Genomic DNA, 18,520 nt, shown 5'->3' with positions numbered 1-18,520 from the left:
CCTTGGTTCTTGCAGCGCCTGGGAGATCGAGCGCCGCCCGCGCGGCGCTTCGCGGGGCAAGTCGGATCGCCGCACCGCCGCTCCCACATCTGTTTCGGGCCAATTATTCCTGAGGCATTGGCGCGCGGCCCCTTGGTGCCCGCCTCAATATCGCGTCGTACAAACAAGGCGGTCGCGCGCAAATGCCGCAGGCCTCATTGGCCCGAAACAGATGTGGGAGCGGCGGTGCGGCGATCCGACTTGCCCCGCGAAGCGCCGCGCGGGCGGCGCTCGATCTCCCAGGCGCTGTAAGAACCAAGGCATGCACCCGCCCCCCCATCGCCCTTACCTGACAGGCACCCGGCTAACCGCCTTGATTTCCCGCAAGGCCAAGCTCGACTGAATCGAAGCAATGCCCGGTTGCCGACGCAACACTTCCTCGACAAAGCGCCCATAGCTCTCCAGGTCGGTCGCCAGCACCGTCAGCACATAGTCAGCCTCACCCGTCACCTTGTGGCACGACAACACCTGCGGCAGCTTCAAGATCACCTGCTCGAAGTCATCAGGCGCTTCGGCCGAATGGTTGCCAAAGCGCACCTGGGCAAACGCCATGACGTCATACCCCAGTTTCTTGCGGTCCAGGTTGGCCTGGTAGTCCTTGATCAGCCCCAACTCCTCCAGGCGCTTGCGCCGGCGCCAGCAGGGCGTGACGGTCATCGACAAGCGCTCGCCCAGGGCGGCGCTGGACAAGGTGCCGTCCTCCTGCAGCAAGCGCAGCAGCTCGCGGTCTACCTCGTCCAGTTCTTCGTAAGCAAAAGCTTTGCTCATCTTGTGGCTACCGGCTGAATATTTTGCTCAAGCATCCGGTTTGCCTGAGCATAAAGCAAAGCATTTTCACTGCTCTCTCGCGAAAATTGGTTATCCGATAACACCTTGAAAAAGGACATTCGCGTGCTGACAGTCTTTAGCCAAAATCATCGCTTGCACCATGGCTCCGAGCTCAAGGACGGGGCAATCACACCCTCATTCGAAAACCCCCAGCGTGCCGACACGGTGCTGGCTCGTGTCCAGGCCACGGGCCTGGGCGATGTCATCGCCGAGCAGGCCTTCGACCGTGCCTGCTACGTCGCGGCGCACAGCGAGCGCTACGTGAGCTTTCTGGAAAATGCCTGGGCAGAATGGACGGCCACCGGCAAGACCCATGATGCGCTACCGCTGGTATGGCCGGTGCGCGACCTGGCCATCGACCGAGAACCGGGCTTCATCGACGGCAAGCTGGGCTTCTACGCCATGGACGCCGGCGCGCCGATTACCGGCGGCACCTGGGAGGCCGTGCGCAGCAGCGCCAACGTGGCCCTGACCGGCATGCAACGGGTCATCGATGGCGCGCACAGCGCCTTCGCCTTGTGTCGCCCACCCGGGCACCATGCGGCCCGTGAGTACATGGGCGGCTACTGCTACCTCAACAATGCCGCCATTGCCGCCGAACGCTGCCTGAGCCAGGGCGCGCAGCGGGTGGCCGTGCTGGACGTGGACTTTCACCACGGCAACGGCACGCAGAACATTTTCTACGACCGCCCCGATGTGTTCTTCGCGTCGATCCACGGTGACCCGCACTCCTGCTACCCGTACTTCTCCGGCTATGCCCACGAACAGGGCTCGGGGGCGGGCGAGGGCTTCACTGCCAACTACCCGCTGAACAAGGGCACCGCCTGGGCGCAGTATCGGCAGGCCTTGCAGGAGGCGCTCAAGCGCGTTGTCGCGCACCAGCCCGACTTTCTCGTCGTATCCCTTGGCGTCGATACCTTCGAGGACGACCCGATCAGCCACTTCAAGCTCACCAGCGAAGACTTCCTGCGCCTGGGCGCCGAGATCGCCCGTGCGGGTATCCCGACGCTGTTCGTGATGGAGGGCGGCTACATGGTCGACGAAATCGGCATCAATGCCGTCAACACCCTGCAAGGTTTCGAAAGCGCCTGTTGATAGCACGTGCAAATAGCACCGGGGCAAGGCCTGTGCGGGCCTTGCCCCTGGCACCCATTCCAACAATAAAAAGAGGTCGCTCATGCAAGACATGTCCGCAAGCCTTGAGCAAAGCAAACCTGCAGATTCGCCCCGTGACGGGCACCTGAAACGCACGCTGGAAAACCGCCACATCCAGTTGATTTCTATCGGTGGCGCCATCGGCACCGGCTTGTTCATGGGGTCGGGCAAGGTCATCGCGCTGTCCGGCACCTCCATCCTGCTGGTCTACGCCATCCTGGGTTTCTTCGTGTTCTTCGTCATGCGGGCGATGGGCGAACTGCTGTTATCCGACCTGCGTTTCAAATCTTTCGCCGACATCGTCGCCCATTACCTGGGGCCGCGCGCAGGCTTCGTGCTGAGCTGGTCGTACTGGTTGAGCTGGAGTGTGGCGGTGGTCGGTGATGTGGTGGTCGTGGCCGGGTTCTTCCAGTACTGGTATGCGGACGTGCCCGCCTGGATACCGGCGTTCCTCACCCTGTTCGTGCTGCTGGGCCTGAACATGCTGGCGGTGCGAATCTTCGGCGAAGTGGAGTTCTGGTTCGGGATCATCAAAATTGTCGCCATCGTCCTGCTGATCATCACTGCAGCCGTAATGATCGCCACCGCCTATGTATCACCCAATGGGGTGGTCGCCTCGCTTGCCAATGTGGTGGCGCCAGGCGCGGTGCTGCCCCATGGCATCAGCGGCTTTTTTGCAGGGTTCCAGATTGCCGTGTTTTCCTTCGCCGGCACCGAGCTGATCGGTACCACTGCGGCCGAGGCAAAGAACCCGCACCGCTCGCTGCCCAAGGCCATCAACACCATTCCCTTGCGCATCCTGCTGTTCTACATCCTGGCACTGGTGTGCATCATCAGCGTGGTTTCGTGGGCAGAAGTACCGGCCAACCGCAGCCCCTTCGTCGAGCTGTTCCTGCTGGCCGGCTTCCCGGCTGCCGCCGGCATGCTCAATTTCGTGGTGCTGACCTCGGCGGCGTCCTCAGCCAACAGCGGCGTCTATTCCGGGTGCCGGATGCTCTTCGGCCTCGCCGAGCGGCGTAACGCACCGGCCATCTTCGCCAGGCTTTCGGCACTCAGCGTGCCGGTGTACAGCTTGCTGTTCTCCGGGGTGTGCATGCTGACCGGGTTGACCTTGCTGTTCATCATCCCCGAGGTGATGACGGTGTTCACGCTGATCTCGACCATCTCGGCGATCCTGGTGATCTTCACCTGGTCGATGATTCTTGCCGCGTACCTTGCCTACCGCAAACGCAACCCGGCCGCGCACCAGGCGTCGACGTTCAAGCTGCCAGGTGGCGTACCCATGGCCGTCACGTCGCTGGTTTTCCTCGGCTTCGTGCTGGTGTTGCTGGCCCTGGAGCCGGATACGCGGATGGCGCTGTGCGTGATGCCGTTGTGGTTCGTCTTCCTGCTGCTGGCCTATCGCCGGCGCACGGCTTAACGCCCCTTGGCCAGGTAGGCGGCATACTCCTCATCCGGCACCATGCTGCCACCGGTGCCCCACACCAGGTGCGTGGCGTTGGCCATGCGTTGCGCCGTCAGCCCCCTGCGCGCCAGGTACTGCGGCGCTTGCAGCACCTGCAGCATGCCGGGCATGCCGGCCAGCGCCGAGGGCTCCAGCCGTACCTGCTCCAGGTCATGGGCCAGTACCAACAGTTGGTACAGACGCTCGTCCGTTACCGTGTAGTAGCCATCCAGCAAGCGTTGCATGGCCTTGCCGACGAAACCGGAAGGGCGGCCCACCGCCAGGCCGTCGGCGGCGGTGACGTTGTCGATGCCGAAGTCCTGCACGCTGGTCTGGTCATGCAGGCCGGTGTAAACGCCAAGGAACATGCAGGGCGAATGGGTCGGCTCGGCGAAGAGGCAGTGCACATGGTCGCCAAACACCAGCTTCAAGCCAAACGCCACTCCGCCAGGCCCGCCGCCCACGCCGCAGGGCAGGTAGACGAACAGCGGGTGTTCGGCGTCGACCTTGATACCGGCGGCGTTGAATTGGCCCAGCAAGCGTTCGGCTGCCACGGCATAACCGAGGAACAGGTGCGGCGAGTTTTCGTCATCGACGAAGTAGCACGCAGGGTCTGCTGCGGCCTGCTGGCGGCCTTGCTCCACCGCAACGCTGTAGTCGGACGGGTACTCGATCACGTTCACGCCGTTGGCGCGCAGCTTGTCCTTTTTCCACTGCCGCGCATCGGAAGACATGTGCACCGTGGCCTGGAAGCCCAGCCGGGCACTCATGATGCCGATCGACAGGCCCAGGTTGCCGGTGGAGCCGACGGCCACTTTGTACTGGCTGAAGAACTGCCGGGCTGGGTCGCTGGCCAGTACCCGGTAATCGCTGTGCAGGGTGATCAGGCCGGCCGCCAGCGCCAGGTCTTCGGCATGCTTGAGCACTTCGTGGATGCCGCCGCGGGCCTTGATCGAGCCAGAGATGGGTAGCTCGCTGTCGGCCTTGAGCCAGAGTGAGCCGCTGGGCGCAAGGCCGGCTGCTTGCTGCAAGGCGTGCTGCAGGGTTGGCAGCGGGCGAATCGGTGATTCGATGATGCCGCCAGAGGCGGCGGTGTCTGGGAACACCGTGGCCAGGTACGGAGCGAAGCGCAGCAGCCGGGCACTGGCTGCGTGCACGTCGGCGGCAGTCAGGCCGACGTCTTCCAACGCCTCTGCGGTTGGCGCGATGCCAGGGTTGAACCAGCAGGTTTCGCGCAGTGCCACCAGGTCCTCGACCAAGGGGTGGGAGGCGTACCAGGCGTCTAGCGTTTTGCCGTGAATCATTCCATTGCTCCTGTGGTGTTGCTGTCTGGGCGCTGCATATACCTCCCGGTATATGGACAGCCCGCTGCCTGCCGAATAGCTTAACCGTCGACGGGGCGCACCTTGCATGCGCGATAAAAACAATTACGCCCCCGTGTCTTTCAGTCCTGCCAACCCTATAACGCTTACAAGAATGAGGCGGCAAATGGAAAACATCGGCACCTATGTCATCTACGTCATCATGGTGTGCGCGGTACTGGGCGCCGTGGCATCCATCTACAACCCGGAGGGTGAACTGGGCCAGGAATTCATCGCCGGCCTGCACAGCATTGGCCCGATCTTCATCCCCGTGGCTGGCATCATGGCGGCAATCCCGTACATATCCGCAGGCATCAGCCAGCTCATCGCGCCGCTGTTCCTGGCGTTGGGCGCCGACCCAGGGATTGCCGGGCCGATCTTCATCGCCTCTGACATGGGCGGCTACCAGTTGGCCAAGGCCCTGGCGCAAAGCCCGGAAGGCTGGATCCTCGGCCTGATCACCGGCTTCCAGTCCGGTTCGACGATCATCTTCGTGATCCCGGTGGGGCTGGCCATGCTGCGCAAGGTCGACCACAAGTACATGGCCTTGGGGATCATGGCCGGCTTGTTGACCATTCCCGTCAGCATCATGGTAATCGCCATGACCATGCAACTGCTCGGCCTGGATGTTCGGCCGGACATCGCCACCACCGGCGCGGCCACCCAGGCGCTGCATTTCACCTGGCCGATGCTGGTGCGCAACCTGATGCCGTTGATTCTGTTCTGTATCGTGCTGGCCGCCGCGCTGCGCTACTTCCCGACGCTGATGGTGTACCTGTTCCTCAAGCTCGGTCAGTTCATGTATATCGGTGTGGTGCTGGTGCTGGTGGCCTCCATCGTTCAGTACTTCACCGGTTTTTTCAGCGCTGTGTTCGGTAGTTGGGGCTTCGCCCCGATCATCGCTGATGCCGACGACCAGTTCCGCGCGCTGGAAATTGCCGGCTACGTTGGCCTGATGCTGTGTGGGGCGTTCCCGATGGTGCACCTGCTCAAGCGCTTTCTGGCACGGCCCATCGAGCGGGTCGCCTCGCGGTTCGGCATGTCCGGGGTCGGCGCCGCCGGGGTGCTTGCCGCCTCGGCCAACATTCTGGCCATGTTCAGGCTGGTGAGCGAGATGCCGCCCAAGGACAAGGTGCTGGTGATCGCCTTCTCGGTGTGCGCCGCCTTCACCTTCGGCGACCACATGGCCTTCTCCGCCAACTTCCAGCCCTCGCTGATTCTGCCGCTGATCATCGGCAAGCTCAGCGGTGGTCTGTTCGCCATGCTGCTCGCCAGTTGGCTGGCTGTACCCAAGGCTGTGGAGATGGGGCGCGAGGACGATGCCGCCAGTGCCTACAAGGTAGCCGCCGAACCGTCCTGACCGAAAAACGTCGCCGACATGATCCGGAGCGCCCAGGGCGCCCCGGATTTTGTGCTTTTTGCGGTGCAGGGCGGTAAGTTGCCCAGGGGCTTGTGTGCACGACAGCGGGGTGAGTGATGACATTGGAAGAAGCGAACAGGCTGGCGGCGGTGATCGATGCGATCGGCACGGACGCTTTGGGGCCGGCCATCGATGCGCTCTTACGGGCAAAACTGGCATTCGAGATGAGCTGTGGTTATCTGTTCAAGTTCAACCAGCATGCGCTGCTGGTGCATAACGGCTACAACGATTCGGTGTCCGAGCGCACCCTGAACGCCTACGTGCGGGGCGGCTACCTGCTCGACCCGTTCTATGTCGCCTGCGTCAACGAGCACCCAGGCGGGCTCTGGCGCATGAGCGAGCTGGCGCCCGACAGTTTCTATGCTTCAGGCTTTTCCATCTCCAAGGACATCCACCCGTGCGTGTCGTCCGACTACGGCACCTCGGTGGAGGAGGTGGGGTTCATCATTGCGCTGCGGCCTCAGGTGGCCGTCGTCTACTCGCTGATGCGCAACCTCAGCAGTGGCAGCTTCAGCGAAGACGACATGCAGGTGCTGGCTGCCATGGCGCCCGTGCTGGCCTCGGTGTTGGGCCAGCATTGTCGGCTGCGCTATGCCGATTACCTGCGCGATGCGCCTGCCGAGGGCGGGGTGCTGGAAGATGCCTTTGTCGAGATTTTGCAGGGGCAGTTGACCGAGACCCAGCGCTACATCGCCAAGTTGCTGTTGCAGGGGCACAGCAATGCTTCGATTGCCAGGCAACTGAACATCTCGGATGGCACGGTGAAAGTGCACAAGCACAATATCTACCAGCGGCTGGAGATCTCCACCAACGCCGAACTGTTTCGCCTGTTCATCGATTACCTGGCCAAGGCCTGAACGCCTGAAACGCACAACGCCCGAGGGGCTGCCTCGGGCGTTGTGCCAAGCCGTTGCGGCTTACTTGAACAGCGGGCTGAGGTGCTCGCTCAGGTAGATACCCTGGGGGTCGAGCTGGCGGCGCAGGTTGCGAAAATCCTGGGCACGGGGGTAGAGGGCACTGACGTCGTCACCGGTCAGAAAGTGCAGCTTGCCCCAGTGCGGCCGAGCGCCGTATGCGCGCAGGATCTGGTCGACCGCACGCAGGTAGTCCCAGTAGTCGGTGCCCGGCTGGCCAGACACCGAAATGGTCACGCTGTCTTGCTCGAAGAACGGGCTCATCCAGGCGCCGTCGCCGGCGGTGAAGCGGTACTCGATGGGGTAGATCGCCTCGGGGAAGTCCTCGAGCATCAGCTTGCGCACGGCCCGCAAGGCTTCCTTGCTGTGCCGGAGGGGCACGGCATATTCCAGTTCATGGAAGTTGGGCAGGTACTCGATCGGGTACACGTCCGAGCTGTAGGCGACTTTCTCGAATTCGCTTTCCCAGGCCGGGCGGTCGGTGATGTCCATGACTTTCACCTCGCACACATCGGTGGTGCGCCCACTGGTGGAGGTTACCGCCGTGTCCGGCAGGCAGTAGCAGTGCCGGCTCTGCTCGTAGGGGCACCAGAAGAAGCTGAAGTGGCGGTGCGTGCGCGCCAGTTCATCGTGCTTGTCCATCACGCTTTCGAAGTCTTCACGCCAGATGCGTTCGTGCAGGTTGAAGCTGTCGGTCACCTGCAAGGTCAGTTCCGACACGATCCCCAGCACGCCCAGCGATACTCGGCTCGCCTGCAGCAGGTCGGGCGTACTTTCATCCACCACGATGATCTCGCCGTTGGGTTGAACCAGCTTCAGGCCAACGATCGACGAAGCCAGGTTGCCCAAGGTCAGGCCGGTGCCGTGGGTGCCCGTGGTCAGGGCGCCGGCGATCGACTGGCTGTCGATGTCGCCCTGGTTGACCATCGACAGGCCGGCCGCCCGCAGCGCCTTGCCGAAGGCGTTGATGGTGGTGCCGGCGGCTGCGGTAACGCGTTTTTGCTCAAGGTCGATGTGGCGCACACCGCTCATGTTGCCCAGCGACAGATGCAGGCCGTTGGTCAGCGCCACCGGGGTAAACGAATGCCCGGAACCCGCCACGCGCACGTTCATGCCATTGGCGCTCGCCTGGCTGACCAGGGTGCACAGCTCGTCTTCGCTGGAGGGGGCGCCACGTGCCGCGCGGATACACGACTGGTTGCCCGCCCAGTTGCGCCAGTGCGCCTGGTCGAGCCCGAACTCGTTGATGTGCATGTTGTTCGATGAGGTGCTCACGTTGCTCTCCTGCCCATTATTATTGTGATCAGATGGCGGTGTAGCCGTTGTCGGCAAACAGGTGGGTGCCGTTGACGAAACTGGCATCGTCGCTGGCCAGGAACAAGGCCGCGGTGGCCACCTCCGAGGGTTGGCACAAGCGCCCCTGGGCGGCGGCGATCGCGTGTTCGCTGACATCCACCCCGTGCTTGCGCAGCATGTCGATTTCGCGCAGGCCGTGGTCGGTGGCGATGAAGCCCGGGCAGATCGCATTGGCACGGATGCCGCGGTCGCGGAACTCCACGGCGATGGCCCTGGCGAACATGTGCGTGGCGCCTTTGCTGGTGCAATACAGCACCTCCATGGGCGTGCCCACCACCGCCGAAATCGACGACGTGCAGACGATGCTGCCACCGCCCGCCGAGAGCATGCCCGGCAATACCGCCTTGGTGACCAGGAACATGCTTTTCACGTTCACGGCCATGATCCGGTCCCACTCTTCTTCGCTGGTTTCAAGGAAGGGCACGGCGGCCAGGATGCCGGCGTGGTTGAGCAACACGGTGATTGGCCCGAACGCTTGTTCCACGGCCGCGACTGCGGCTTTGACCTGCTGCGCGTCGGACACATCGGCGGGTGCGAACAGCACGTGATGGCCGGCATCGCGCAATTGCCGAGCCACCTCGGCGCCTTTGCTGCCCGGCAAGTCGACGATACCGACCCGCGCCCCCTCTGCCGCGAACAGTTGCGATGCGGCCAACCCGCACCCTCCCGCGCCGCCTGTAATCAGCGCGACCTTGCCATTGAGACGTCCCGTCATGTTCGACTCCGCGCTGCGCCGGAAGCCGGCGCAGCAATGGTTTTCTATTGAGTGTTTGTGATGCCTCGGCACTGTGCGATCGCGTGTCGGAGCATGAAACACTTCAACGGGAACATCCATATACCGAAGGGTATACGGGGCAGGTCAGGGGGTCTGTTGGGCAATCAACGCCAGGCAGCGCTGCACGATCGGGCTCACATCGCCCTTGCGACGGCTGAGAATGATCGGGCTGACGGCACTACTGTCGAGCAAGCCGACATACGCGATGTCGGTGCGGTGCTGCTGTTGCACAGAAGACGGCACCAGGGTAACGCCGAGCCCGACCGCGACCAGGCCGATGGCGGTCTGCAGTTCGTTGGCCCATTGGCTGATCTTCAGGGTCATGCCGTGATGGGCGAACAGTGCCAGCACATGGTCGGCGTAGCTGGGCCGGGGGTTGGCCGGGTAGAGGATGAAGGGCTCCTTGGCCAGTTGGGCGAGGGTCAGTGGGTTGCCCGTCAGCGGGTGGCCCTTGGGCAACACCGCGACCAGTGGGTCTTCGCACAGCACCTGCTGGAGGATGGCCGGGTCATCGATACGAATACGGCCGAAGCCGATATCGATGCGGCCACTCTTGAGCGCCTCGACCTGCTGCAGCGTAGTCATCTCGCTCAAGCCCAGCTCCAGCTCGCTGTCCTGGCGCAACTCGCGGATCAGCTCTGGCAGCACGGTGTACAAGGTCGAGGGGGCAAAGCCGATGCCCAGCCACTGGCGTTGCCCCTGGCCGATGCGGCGGGTGTTGTCGCTGATGTTCTCCAACTGCTGCAGCACGGTGCAGGTCTGCTCGTAGAAAAACCGCCCGGCCTCGGTCAGGCGCAGCGGGCGCTCACGCACCACCAGCAACGTGCCGAGCTGGTCTTCGAGCTGGCTGATCTGTCGGCTCAGCGGCGGCTGGGCGATATGCAGCAGCTCGGCGGCGCGGGTGAAGTTCAGTGTTTCGGCCAGCACCTTGAAATAGCGAAGGTGGCGCAGCTCCATCAGACCTCCAGGGTATGGTGGGAGATTCATTTGATATTGGACGGCCGGCAGGTTGTCGCGCAATGCTTGATTAATCAAGTAAATGCAGTGTCGGGCCCGCAGTGTGCGGCCCGACCAGACGGGACCTGCCGACCATGACCAACGCCCTGATCGAACGTGTAGACGCCATTATCGTCGACCTGCCGACCATCCGCCCACACAAGCTGGCAATGCACACCATGCAGCAGCAGACCCTGGTGGTCTTGCGCCTGCGCTGCAGCGACGGCGTCGAAGGTATCGGCGAGGCCACCACCATCGGTGGCCTGGCCTATGGCTACGAGAGCCCCGAGGGTATCAAGGCCAACATCGACGCGCACCTGGCGCCGGCCCTGATCGGCCTGCCGGCAGACAACATCAATGCCGCCATGCTTAAGCTGGACAAGCTGGCCAAGGGCAACACCTTTGCCAAGTCGGGTATCGAAAGTGCCTTGCTCGATGCCCAGGGCAAGCGCCTGGGCCTGCCGGTCAGCGAACTGCTGGGCGGCCGCGTGCGTGACAGCCTGGAAGTGGCCTGGACCTTGGCCAGCGGCGACACCGCCCGCGATATCGCCGAAGCCCAGCACATGCTGGAAATCCGCCGCCACCGCGTGTTCAAGCTGAAGATCGGCGCCAACCCGGTGGACCAGGACCTCAAGCACGTGGTGGCGATCAAGCGCGAGCTGGGCGACAGCGCCAGCGTGCGGGTCGACGTCAATCAGTACTGGGACGAGTCCCAGGCCCTGCGCGCTTGCCAGGTGCTGGGCGACAACGGCATCGACCTGATCGAACAGCCGATCTCGCGGATCAACCGGGGCGGTCAGGTGCGCCTGAATCAGCGCAGCCCGGCACCGATCATGGCTGACGAATCGATCGAAAGCGTCGAGGACGCCTTCAGCTTGGCCGCCGACGGCGCGGCCAGCATCTTCGCCCTGAAAATTGCCAAGAACGGCGGCCCCCGTGCGGTGCTGCGCACTGCGCAGATCGCCGAAGCAGCCGGTATCGCCCTGTACGGCGGGACCATGCTCGAAGGCTCGATCGGCACCCTGGCTTCGGCCCACGCGTTCCTCACCTTGCGCCAATTGACCTGGGGCACCGAGCTGTTCGGGCCGCTGCTGCTGACCGAAGAAATCGTCAACGAGCCACCGCAGTACCACGACTTCCAGCTGCACATTCCACACACACCGGGCCTTGGCCTGACCCTGGACGAGCAGCGCCTGGCGCGCTTCGCCCGCCGCTGATCTTGAAACTGAACGCCTAAGGAGAACCCGCATGCTGTTCCACGTGAAGATGACCGTGAAACTGCCGGTCGACATGGACCCGGCCAAGGCCGCCCAGCTCAAGGCCGACGAAAAGGAACTGGCCCAGCGCCTGCAACGCGATGGCACCTGGCGCCACCTGTGGCGCATCGCCGGGCACTACGCCAACTACAGCGTGTTCGACGTCCCCAGCGTCGAGGTCCTGCACGATACCCTGATGCAACTGCCGCTGTTCCCCTACATGGAGATTGAAGTGGACGGCCTGTGCCGGCACCCTTCGTCGATCCACAGCGACGACCGTTGAGTCGTCCCTGACTACCTGACAAGAACAATACGAGGTAAGCAAAATGACCGTGAAGATTTCCCACACTGCCGAGATCCAGTCGTTCTTCGAGAGGGCCGCAGGCCTTGGGCACGCCGAGGGTAACCCGCGCTTCAAGCAGATCATCCTGCGCGTGCTGCAGGACACTGCCCGCCTGATCGAAGACCTGGAAGTGAGCGAGGATGAGTTCTGGCATGCCGTGGACTACCTCAACCGCTTGGGCGGTCGCAATGAGGCAGGGCTGTTGGCGGCGGGCTTGGGTATCGAGCACTTCATCGACCTGCTGCAGGATGCCAAGGATGCCGAAGCCGGCCTCACCGGCGGCACCCCGCGTACCATCGAAGGCCCGCTGTATGTTGCTGGTGCGCCTGTCAGCCAAGGCGAAGCGCGCATGGACGACGGCACCGACCCGGGCGTGGTGATGTTCCTCCAGGGCCAGGTATTCGATACCGAGGGCAAGCCGTTGGCGGGCGCTACCGTCGACCTGTGGCACGCCAATACCCAGGGCACCTACTCGTACTTCGATTCGAGCCAGTCCGAGTACAACCTGCGCCGGCGCATCATCACCGATGCCGAAGGCCGCTACCGCGCCCGCTCGATCGTGCCGTCTGGCTATGGCTGCGACCCACAAGGGCCGACCCAGGAATGCCTGAACCTGCTCGGCCGCCATGGCCAGCGCCCGGCGCACGTGCATTTCTTCATCTCGGCGCCGGGGCATCGCCACCTGACCACGCAGATCAACTTCGCGGGTGATCAGTACCTGTGGGACGACTTCGCCTATGCCACCCGCGACGGGCTGATCGGTGACCTGCGTTTTGTCGAGGATGCAGCGACGGCGCGTGACCGAGGCGTGCAAGGTGACCGCTTTGCCGAGCTGGCGTTCGACTTCCAGTTGCAGCCTGCCAAGGCGCCTGAGGCGGAAATCCGCAGCCATCGGCCGCGTGCCTTGCAAGACGGCTGAGATCAGGGGTTGCGTGCGCTTGTGAGATGACCGCAAGCGCGTTTCTACAGGATTTATCGTTTGTGCCTGGGCCTTTCCGTGCGGGGAGGGTCCGGGCTTTTTTGTGGGTTATCGAGCGCCGCCCGCGCGGCGCTTCGCGGGGCAAGCCCGCTCCCACATTTGTTTCAGGCCAATGCGGCCTGTGGCATTTGCGCGCGACCGCCTTGTTTGTCCGACGCGATATCGGGACAGGCACCAAGGGGCCGCGCGCCAATACCTCAGGAATAACTGGCCCGAAACTGATGTGGGAGCGGGCTTGCCCCGCGAAGCGCCGCGCGGGCGGCGCTCGATCTGATAGGCGCTGAAAATGCCAAGCCAGGCACCTGGTGCCCCCGACTACTATCGGGTCATGCTGGCCTACGTGGCCAACCCCTCAGCCCCCGACCGGATGCTCGCGTTGCATGCTCTGCCGGAAGCACTTGCAGCCTTTGGCCAGCAGCACGATGGCCAGCAACGACGCGGCGAAGCTGACGATCGACATCGACGAACCGACTGCTGCCGGCACACCGAAGTAGCGGTCGGTAATCAGCGCCACCAACGTGGTCCCCAACCCCAGGCCCAGCAGGTTGCTGATCAACAGGAACACCGCCGATACCTGCGCACGTACCTGGTTCGGCGAGAGGATCTGCATGGCTGCAGTGGACGCCGGCATAGGGAACGAGGCGAAGAACATGGCCGGCACCAGCAAGGTCACCGACAGCCACAGCTGGTCCACCTGCGAATACAGCACGGCCGGTACGATCATGCCCAACGCGCCAATCACCCCGGTGCGCATGGCCGCATCGCTACGCCCACGCTTGGCCAGGTGGTCGGTCAGCCAACCGCCGAATACCACCCCCGTGGTGTTGGCCAACAGCAAGATGGTGCCGAGCATGAAACCGGCCTGCTCAGGGCTCATGCCGAACTTGCGGATGTACAGCGCGGGTGTCCAGCTCATCATGCAGAACAGTGCCATGGCGTAGAACGAGAAGCCCAGGTAGTGGCAGCTGAAAGTCGCCCGGTGACGGCCGATGAAGCGCAGGCCATCGGTGAGTTTCACTTTGCGCACGTTACCGTCAGCATCCAGCTGCGCGCCCTTGCGCTCCGGGTTGCGCACCGTCAGCCAGATCAGCAGGCCAACGATCACACCGGGCAAGCCGACAATGAAGAACGCCAGTTGCCAGGCCTTCATGGCGCCCAGGAACGCCACCTCGATGGTTTGTGCGTCCTTGAGCAAGGTAATCACGTAGCCGCCGACCAGAAAGGCAATGCCACCACCAACGAACGAGCCGATGGAGTAGATGCCCACAGCGCGGCCGAGCTTTTCCTTGGGGAACAGGTCACTGAACATCGAATAGGCCGAAGGCGACAGCGCCGCTTCGCCGACCCCCACGCCGATACGGGCGAGGAACATCTGCGTGAAATTCTTGCTCAGGCCGCAGGCGGCCGTGGCGAAGCTCCAGAAAATCACCCCGACCGCGATGATGCGTGGCCGCGAGAAGCGGTCGGCCAAGTAGGCGATGGGCATGCCCATGAAGGCGTAGAACAGCGAGAACGCCAGGCCGTGCAGCAGGCTGAACTGGGTATCGCTCAGTTGCAGGTCGGCCTTGATCGGTTCGATCATCAAGGCCAGGATCTGCCGGTCAACGAACGAGAAGATGTAGGCCACCATGCACAGCAGGACCACATACCATTCGTAGACGTAGCGTTTTTTGCTTGGCTTGAGGTGTTGCGCTTGGGTGAGGGTGTTCATGCACGCGAGCTCCTGATTTGGACAGCCCTGATGTGGAAAGCCTGACGGCCTCATCGCAGGAGCAGGCTGCTCCTGCCAAGGGGGCTACCGTCAGTTATTTTCTGCAGCGGCCTGTGGCTTGATGGAAATCACCGCCAGGGTGGTAATCGCGCCCATCACCATGAGCATCACCGACACCGGCCAGGCGTCCTTGTACACGCTGAACAGTGCGGTCGCCGCCAGTGGCGCCAGGCCACCCGAGAAGATCGAGGCAATCTCGTGCCCCATGGCCAGCCCCGAATAACGCACCTTGGCCGGGAACAGCTCACCCATCAGCGCGGGCTGGGTGCCGATCATGGCGCCGTGACAGAAGGCCATGCCCAGCAGCGCCGCCAGGTACACCCACACTGGCGAGTGGGTATCGAGCATCCAGAAGAACGGGAACGCCAGCACCATCAAGCCGACCGAACCGATGGCATACACCACCCGCCGGCCAATGATGTCCGACAGCCAGCCCCAGAACACGATGGTGCCGGCCTCGACGATCATCGCCACCATCACGCTGGCCAGCACCAGCTGGGTATCCAGCCCGGTGAACTTGGCATAGGCGATGGTGAAGGCCAGGAACAGGTAGGCACTGCCGTTCTCGGCGATGCGGATACCCATGGCCTGCAGCACCGCCTTGGGGTGCTTGCGCAGCACTTCCATGGCCGGCATGTGCTCGGGTTTGTCCTGCTGGGCCTGCTCTTCGACGAAGGCCTTGCTCTCTGGCAGGCTGCGGCGGATGTACACGCCCACACCAAAGATCAGGATGCTGGCCAAGAAGGGCACCCGCCAGCCCCAGCTCATCATGTCGTCGACCGGCAGCATCTGCACCAGGTAGAACGCTGCGGCAGACATCACGAACCCGCCGGAAACACCCAACTGGCTCCAGGCCGCATAGAACCCGACCCGGTCCTTGGGCGCATTCTCGCTCAGCAGCAGCACGCCGCCGCCCCATTCGCCGCCCGACGCGACGCCTTGCAGCACGCGCAAAATGACCAGGCAGGCGGGGGCCAGGTAGCCGGCCTGCTCGAAGGTGGGCAGCAACCCCATGGCAAAGGTTGCCGCACCCATGATCGCCAGGGTCATCACCAGGGCCTTCTTGCGCCCGGCCTTGTCGCCGATGTGGCCGAAGATCAGGCCACCCAGCGGGCGTGCCAGAAAGCCCACGGCGAAGCCTGCGAACGAGGCCATGGTGCCGAGCACCGGGTCGGTGCCGGCGGGGAAGAACAGCGGGGCGAAAATCAGCGCCGCCGCCGTGCCATAGAGGAAGAAGTCATACCATTCCAGGGCGTTGCCCAGGACCGAGGCAATGACGATGCGGCGCATGGTGCGCGGGTCGGTATCACGGGTGATGTTGGTGTTCAGGTTACTCATGAGCCATCTCCATGCGGGCCGGTCACCAGAACTTCCAGGTGTAGGAAGTGATCAGGCGATACTCGTTGTAGTCGTTGCCGTACTGTTGCTGGGTACGCATGTTCTTGAGGTCGAAGGCCAGGTCCTTGAGCGGGCCGCTCTGGACCACATAGCTGAGCATGATGTCGCGCTCGCTTTCCTGGTCCCGTGCAAGGCCCGGGCCGCGGTCGATGTCGGTGCCTTTGATGTAGCGGGTGAACAGCTTCAGCCCGGGCAGGCCGATGGCGGCGAAGTTGTAGCCGTAGCGCACCGACCAGCTGCGTTCGTCCGGGCGAATGAACGGCAGGCCTGCCCAGTTCGGCAACCACAGCTGCGGCACGTAGCCGTTGAGCGTCGGGAACACGGTGTCGCCGGTCATACGCTGGTAGCTGAGGCCCAGCATGTGCCCGCTTTTTTCCAGGGTGACCAGGCCGAAGTAGGCGCGGTTATCCACGGCGCCGCTGCGCGCGGCGCCGTCTTCGCGGTTGTTGAAATAGCCGACGTCGGTTTTCAACTGGTAACCATCGGCAAACTTCAGGGCGTGCTTGATGCCACCGTAGTCCTGCTTGTAGATGTCGTTGAGCACGCCATGGAAGTAGCTGGCTTGCAGGTCCGGGGTCAGCGCATAGGTGGCGCCGGCGAAGTCCAGGCCATCACTGTCCTGGTCGTCGCGGGTGCCGTAGCGGTACAGGCGCTCGTGGTTGGACGACTCGCGGGTGACGATCGACCAGAAGCGCCCGCCGACGAGGGTCAGGTTGTCGATGTCGCGTGATTCGATTACCGCGCCCTGGTAAAGGGTGTCGAGCTGGCGGCTGGGGTCGTTGGAGGCGACTGGGTAGAAGGGTTTCTGGTCACCGATCAGCACCTTGGTCTTGGCGTACTTGAGCTTCAGCGTCGCACCGCCGCGGCTGTAGTCGTCGGCGGCCTGCTGGCGATGGCGGCTGTAGGGTAGTGAGCCATCATTGCCGGTGGCGTCCAGGCGCAAGGCGTACTGGCCGTTGAGGTCGAGGCCGACTGCCAATGGGGTATCGGTGTAGCCAGATTCGAACTGCAGGTCGAAGCCCTGCGACCAGTTGCCGACCTTGGACACCGGTGCACTGGGGTTGGTGAAGTTACGGTTCAGGTAGAGGTTTCTGAAATTGAGCGAGAGGTGGCTGTCATCCACCACGTCGGCCAAGCAGGTCAGGGGTAATACAGCGCCCACACACAGGCAAAACGGTTTCGCACGCAACGGCCATTTGAGTTCCATGGGGTAATCCTGGAAGTGTGATCAGTACAAGTCCTGGGCAGTTGTTCAACTGGGCAGAAGGGGCTGCAGGTCTTGCGCCCGCTTGTCTGTCACGTATTTGTTTTTGTTTTTCTAGATATCCAGCACCAGGCGCTTGCCGCGCGCCCGGGAACAACACAACACGATCTGTTCGTTGGCGTGTTTCTCCTCGTCGGTCAGGTAGTGGTCACGGTGGTCGGGTTGGCCTTCGAGCACGTCGCACAGGCAGGTGCCACACACGCCTTGCTCGCACGACACCTCGACCTTGATGCCGACGCTGCGCAGCGCTGCGGTCAGGGTCTGGCCCTGCTGCACCTGCACGGTCTTGCCGCTGCGCGCGGCCACCACCTCGAAGCTGCCGCCCGAGGTGTCGACCTCGGCCTGGAAGTACTCGTGGTGGATATGCGCGTCGTCGTAGCCTTGCTGGCGTGCGCCCTCGATCACCCAGTCCATGAAGCTCGCCGGGCCACAGGTATAGAGGTGCACACCTGGCGTAGCCGGGCCGAGTACCTGGGCCAGGTCCAGTTGCTGCTCAGGGCCTTCGTCACTGAAGTGGGTGAACACGCTGGCGGCAAACGGTGCGGCGAGCAGTTCGTCGACGAACGCGCAGCGGCTGCGCGAGCGGCCGCGGTAGTGCAGTTCGAACGGCTGCCCTTGGGCATGCAGGGCATGCGCCATGGCGATCATCGGGGTGATACCGATGCCGCCGCCCAGCAACAGCGAGCGCGTGGCGTCGCCGGCCAGCGGGAACAGGTTGCGCGGCGCACTGATGCGCATCGGCGTGCCGGGCAGCAGGTGCTCGTGCGCCGCCACCGAGCCGCCGCGGGACTGGCTGTCCTTGAGCACGCCAATGCGGTAGACATTGGTGTGCGCGGGGTCGCCGCACAGCGAGTACTGCCTGACCAGGCCGGGTGCCAGGTGCAGGTCGACGTGGGCACCTGCCGCGAAACGCGGCAGGGTCTGGCCATCGACTGCGGCCAGCTCCAGCACCAGCACGTCGCCGGCTTGCACCTCGCGGGCTTGCACGATCACTTCGAGCAGTGGGTCGATCATGCCGGTGGCCCTAGAGGATGTAGCCGATACCGGCAAGGGTATCGTCGCTGTTGATCAGGCTGATCACCTTGCGGTGGATTTTGAAACCGCCCGCCGCCCGCACCAGGGTGTAGGTCAGGTCGGCGCTGTAGTGCTTGAGGCTTTCTTTGCGAAATTCCCGCACGTTCTGCGCGCAGCGCACGGTGACGTTGACGCCGTCGTCGCTCA

16 protein-coding genes and 1 pseudogene are annotated in these 18,520 nt (G+C 63.4%); 7 read left to right on the top strand and 10 right to left on the bottom strand.

Annotation, left to right across the window (positions count from 1 at the left end):
- Positions 1 to 324: 324 nt before the first annotated feature.
- A complete protein-coding gene (locus CKW22_RS00085; RefSeq protein WP_033698757.1) occupies positions 325 to 807 on the bottom strand; it encodes an Lrp/AsnC family transcriptional regulator in 483 nt (160 codons plus the stop codon).
- Between the two features lie 123 nt (positions 808 to 930).
- Between CKW22_RS00085 and CKW22_RS00080 the strand changes: the two genes are divergently transcribed.
- Both CKW22_RS00080 and CKW22_RS00075 read left to right on the top strand, forming a co-directional pair.
- Entirely contained in the window at positions 931 to 1,962 is a 1,032-nt protein-coding gene (locus CKW22_RS00080) for a histone deacetylase family protein (RefSeq protein WP_095063583.1), read from the top strand.
- An 82-nt stretch (positions 1,963 to 2,044) separates the two neighbouring features.
- Positions 2,045 to 3,442 (top strand): amino acid permease, encoded by a 1,398-nt coding sequence (locus tag CKW22_RS00075; protein ID WP_033698755.1) that lies wholly within the window; start codon positions 2,045 to 2,047, stop codon positions 3,440 to 3,442.
- Here CKW22_RS00075 and CKW22_RS00070 read toward each other — a convergent pair.
- Positions 3,439 to 4,770, bottom strand: a complete 1,332-nt coding sequence (locus CKW22_RS00070) for a D-serine ammonia-lyase (protein ID WP_033698754.1) — start codon at positions 4,768 to 4,770, stop codon at positions 3,439 to 3,441. The two genes, CKW22_RS00075 and CKW22_RS00070, sit on opposite strands and share 4 nt — an antisense overlap.
- A 184-nt stretch (positions 4,771 to 4,954) precedes the next feature.
- On the opposite strand from CKW22_RS00070, the gene eutH reads away from it, so the two are divergent.
- Complete coding sequence (gene eutH, locus CKW22_RS00065; protein ID WP_033698753.1) at positions 4,955 to 6,187, top strand: ethanolamine utilization protein EutH; 1,233 nt, start codon at positions 4,955 to 4,957, stop codon at positions 6,185 to 6,187.
- Positions 6,188 to 6,303: 116 nt separating this feature from the next.
- Complete coding sequence (locus CKW22_RS00060; RefSeq protein ID WP_095063582.1) at positions 6,304 to 7,104, top strand: helix-turn-helix transcriptional regulator; 801 nt, start codon at positions 6,304 to 6,306, stop codon at positions 7,102 to 7,104.
- A 60-nt stretch (positions 7,105 to 7,164) separates the two neighbouring features.
- Here CKW22_RS00060 and CKW22_RS00055 read toward each other — a convergent pair whose 3' ends face one another.
- The 3 genes from CKW22_RS00055 to CKW22_RS00045 form a co-directional block, all read right to left on the bottom strand.
- On the bottom strand, positions 7,165 to 8,436 hold the full coding sequence (locus tag CKW22_RS00055) for a D-arabinono-1,4-lactone oxidase (protein WP_033698751.1): 1,272 nt from the start codon (positions 8,434 to 8,436) through the stop codon (positions 7,165 to 7,167).
- Between the two features lie 28 nt (positions 8,437 to 8,464).
- A complete protein-coding gene (locus CKW22_RS00050; RefSeq protein WP_033698749.1) occupies positions 8,465 to 9,232 on the bottom strand; it encodes an SDR family NAD(P)-dependent oxidoreductase in 768 nt (255 codons plus the stop codon).
- 144 nt (positions 9,233 to 9,376) lie between these two features.
- The gene (locus CKW22_RS00045) at positions 9,377 to 10,249 is read right to left on the bottom strand and encodes a LysR family transcriptional regulator (RefSeq protein WP_047580946.1); all 873 of its coding nucleotides are present in this window, start codon (positions 10,247 to 10,249) and stop codon (positions 9,377 to 9,379) included.
- Between the two features lie 134 nt (positions 10,250 to 10,383).
- Here CKW22_RS00045 and CKW22_RS00040 point away from each other — a divergent pair, with 134 nt between their 5' ends.
- The 3 genes from CKW22_RS00040 to catA are packed head-to-tail and all read left to right on the top strand — an operon-like array spanning position 10,384 to position 12,806.
- Positions 10,384 to 11,505, top strand: coding sequence for a muconate cycloisomerase family protein (locus CKW22_RS00040; protein ID WP_033698746.1), 1,122 nt, complete (start codon positions 10,384 to 10,386; stop codon positions 11,503 to 11,505).
- A gap of 31 nt (positions 11,506 to 11,536) precedes the next feature.
- The gene (catC, locus tag CKW22_RS00035; protein WP_095063581.1) at positions 11,537 to 11,827 is read left to right on the top strand and encodes a muconolactone Delta-isomerase; all 291 of its coding nucleotides are present in this window, start codon (positions 11,537 to 11,539) and stop codon (positions 11,825 to 11,827) included.
- Between the two features lie 43 nt (positions 11,828 to 11,870).
- Complete coding sequence (gene catA / locus CKW22_RS00030) at positions 11,871 to 12,806, top strand: catechol 1,2-dioxygenase (RefSeq protein ID WP_033698744.1); 936 nt, start codon at positions 11,871 to 11,873, stop codon at positions 12,804 to 12,806.
- A 412-nt stretch (positions 12,807 to 13,218) separates the two neighbouring features.
- Here catA and CKW22_RS00025 read toward each other — a convergent pair whose 3' ends face one another.
- From CKW22_RS00025 to CKW22_RS00005, 5 genes and pseudogenes are all read right to left on the bottom strand, one after another.
- Complete coding sequence (locus CKW22_RS00025; RefSeq protein WP_033698743.1) at positions 13,219 to 14,577, bottom strand: MFS transporter; 1,359 nt, start codon at positions 14,575 to 14,577, stop codon at positions 13,219 to 13,221.
- A gap of 90 nt (positions 14,578 to 14,667) precedes the next feature.
- Entirely contained in the window at positions 14,668 to 15,975 is a 1,308-nt protein-coding gene (locus CKW22_RS00020) for an MFS transporter (RefSeq protein ID WP_052040608.1), read from the bottom strand.
- Positions 15,976 to 15,997: 22 nt separating this feature from the next.
- On the bottom strand, positions 15,998 to 17,242 hold the full coding sequence (locus tag CKW22_RS00015; protein ID WP_033698740.1) for an OprD family outer membrane porin: 1,245 nt from the start codon (positions 17,240 to 17,242) through the stop codon (positions 15,998 to 16,000).
- Between the two features lie 111 nt (positions 17,243 to 17,353).
- A complete protein-coding gene (locus CKW22_RS00010; protein WP_047580938.1) occupies positions 17,354 to 18,313 on the bottom strand; it encodes a PDR/VanB family oxidoreductase in 960 nt (319 codons plus the stop codon).
- 10 nt (positions 18,314 to 18,323) lie between these two features.
- A pseudogene (locus CKW22_RS00005) lies at positions 18,324 to 18,520 on the bottom strand (hypothetical protein); the annotation flags it as partial.

This window comes from Pseudomonas sp. Irchel s3f19 (genome assembly GCF_900187555.1).
Lineage (GTDB): Bacteria > Pseudomonadota > Gammaproteobacteria > Pseudomonadales > Pseudomonadaceae > Aquipseudomonas > Aquipseudomonas capeferrum.
This window is presented reverse-complemented; position numbering and strand designations above follow the sequence as displayed.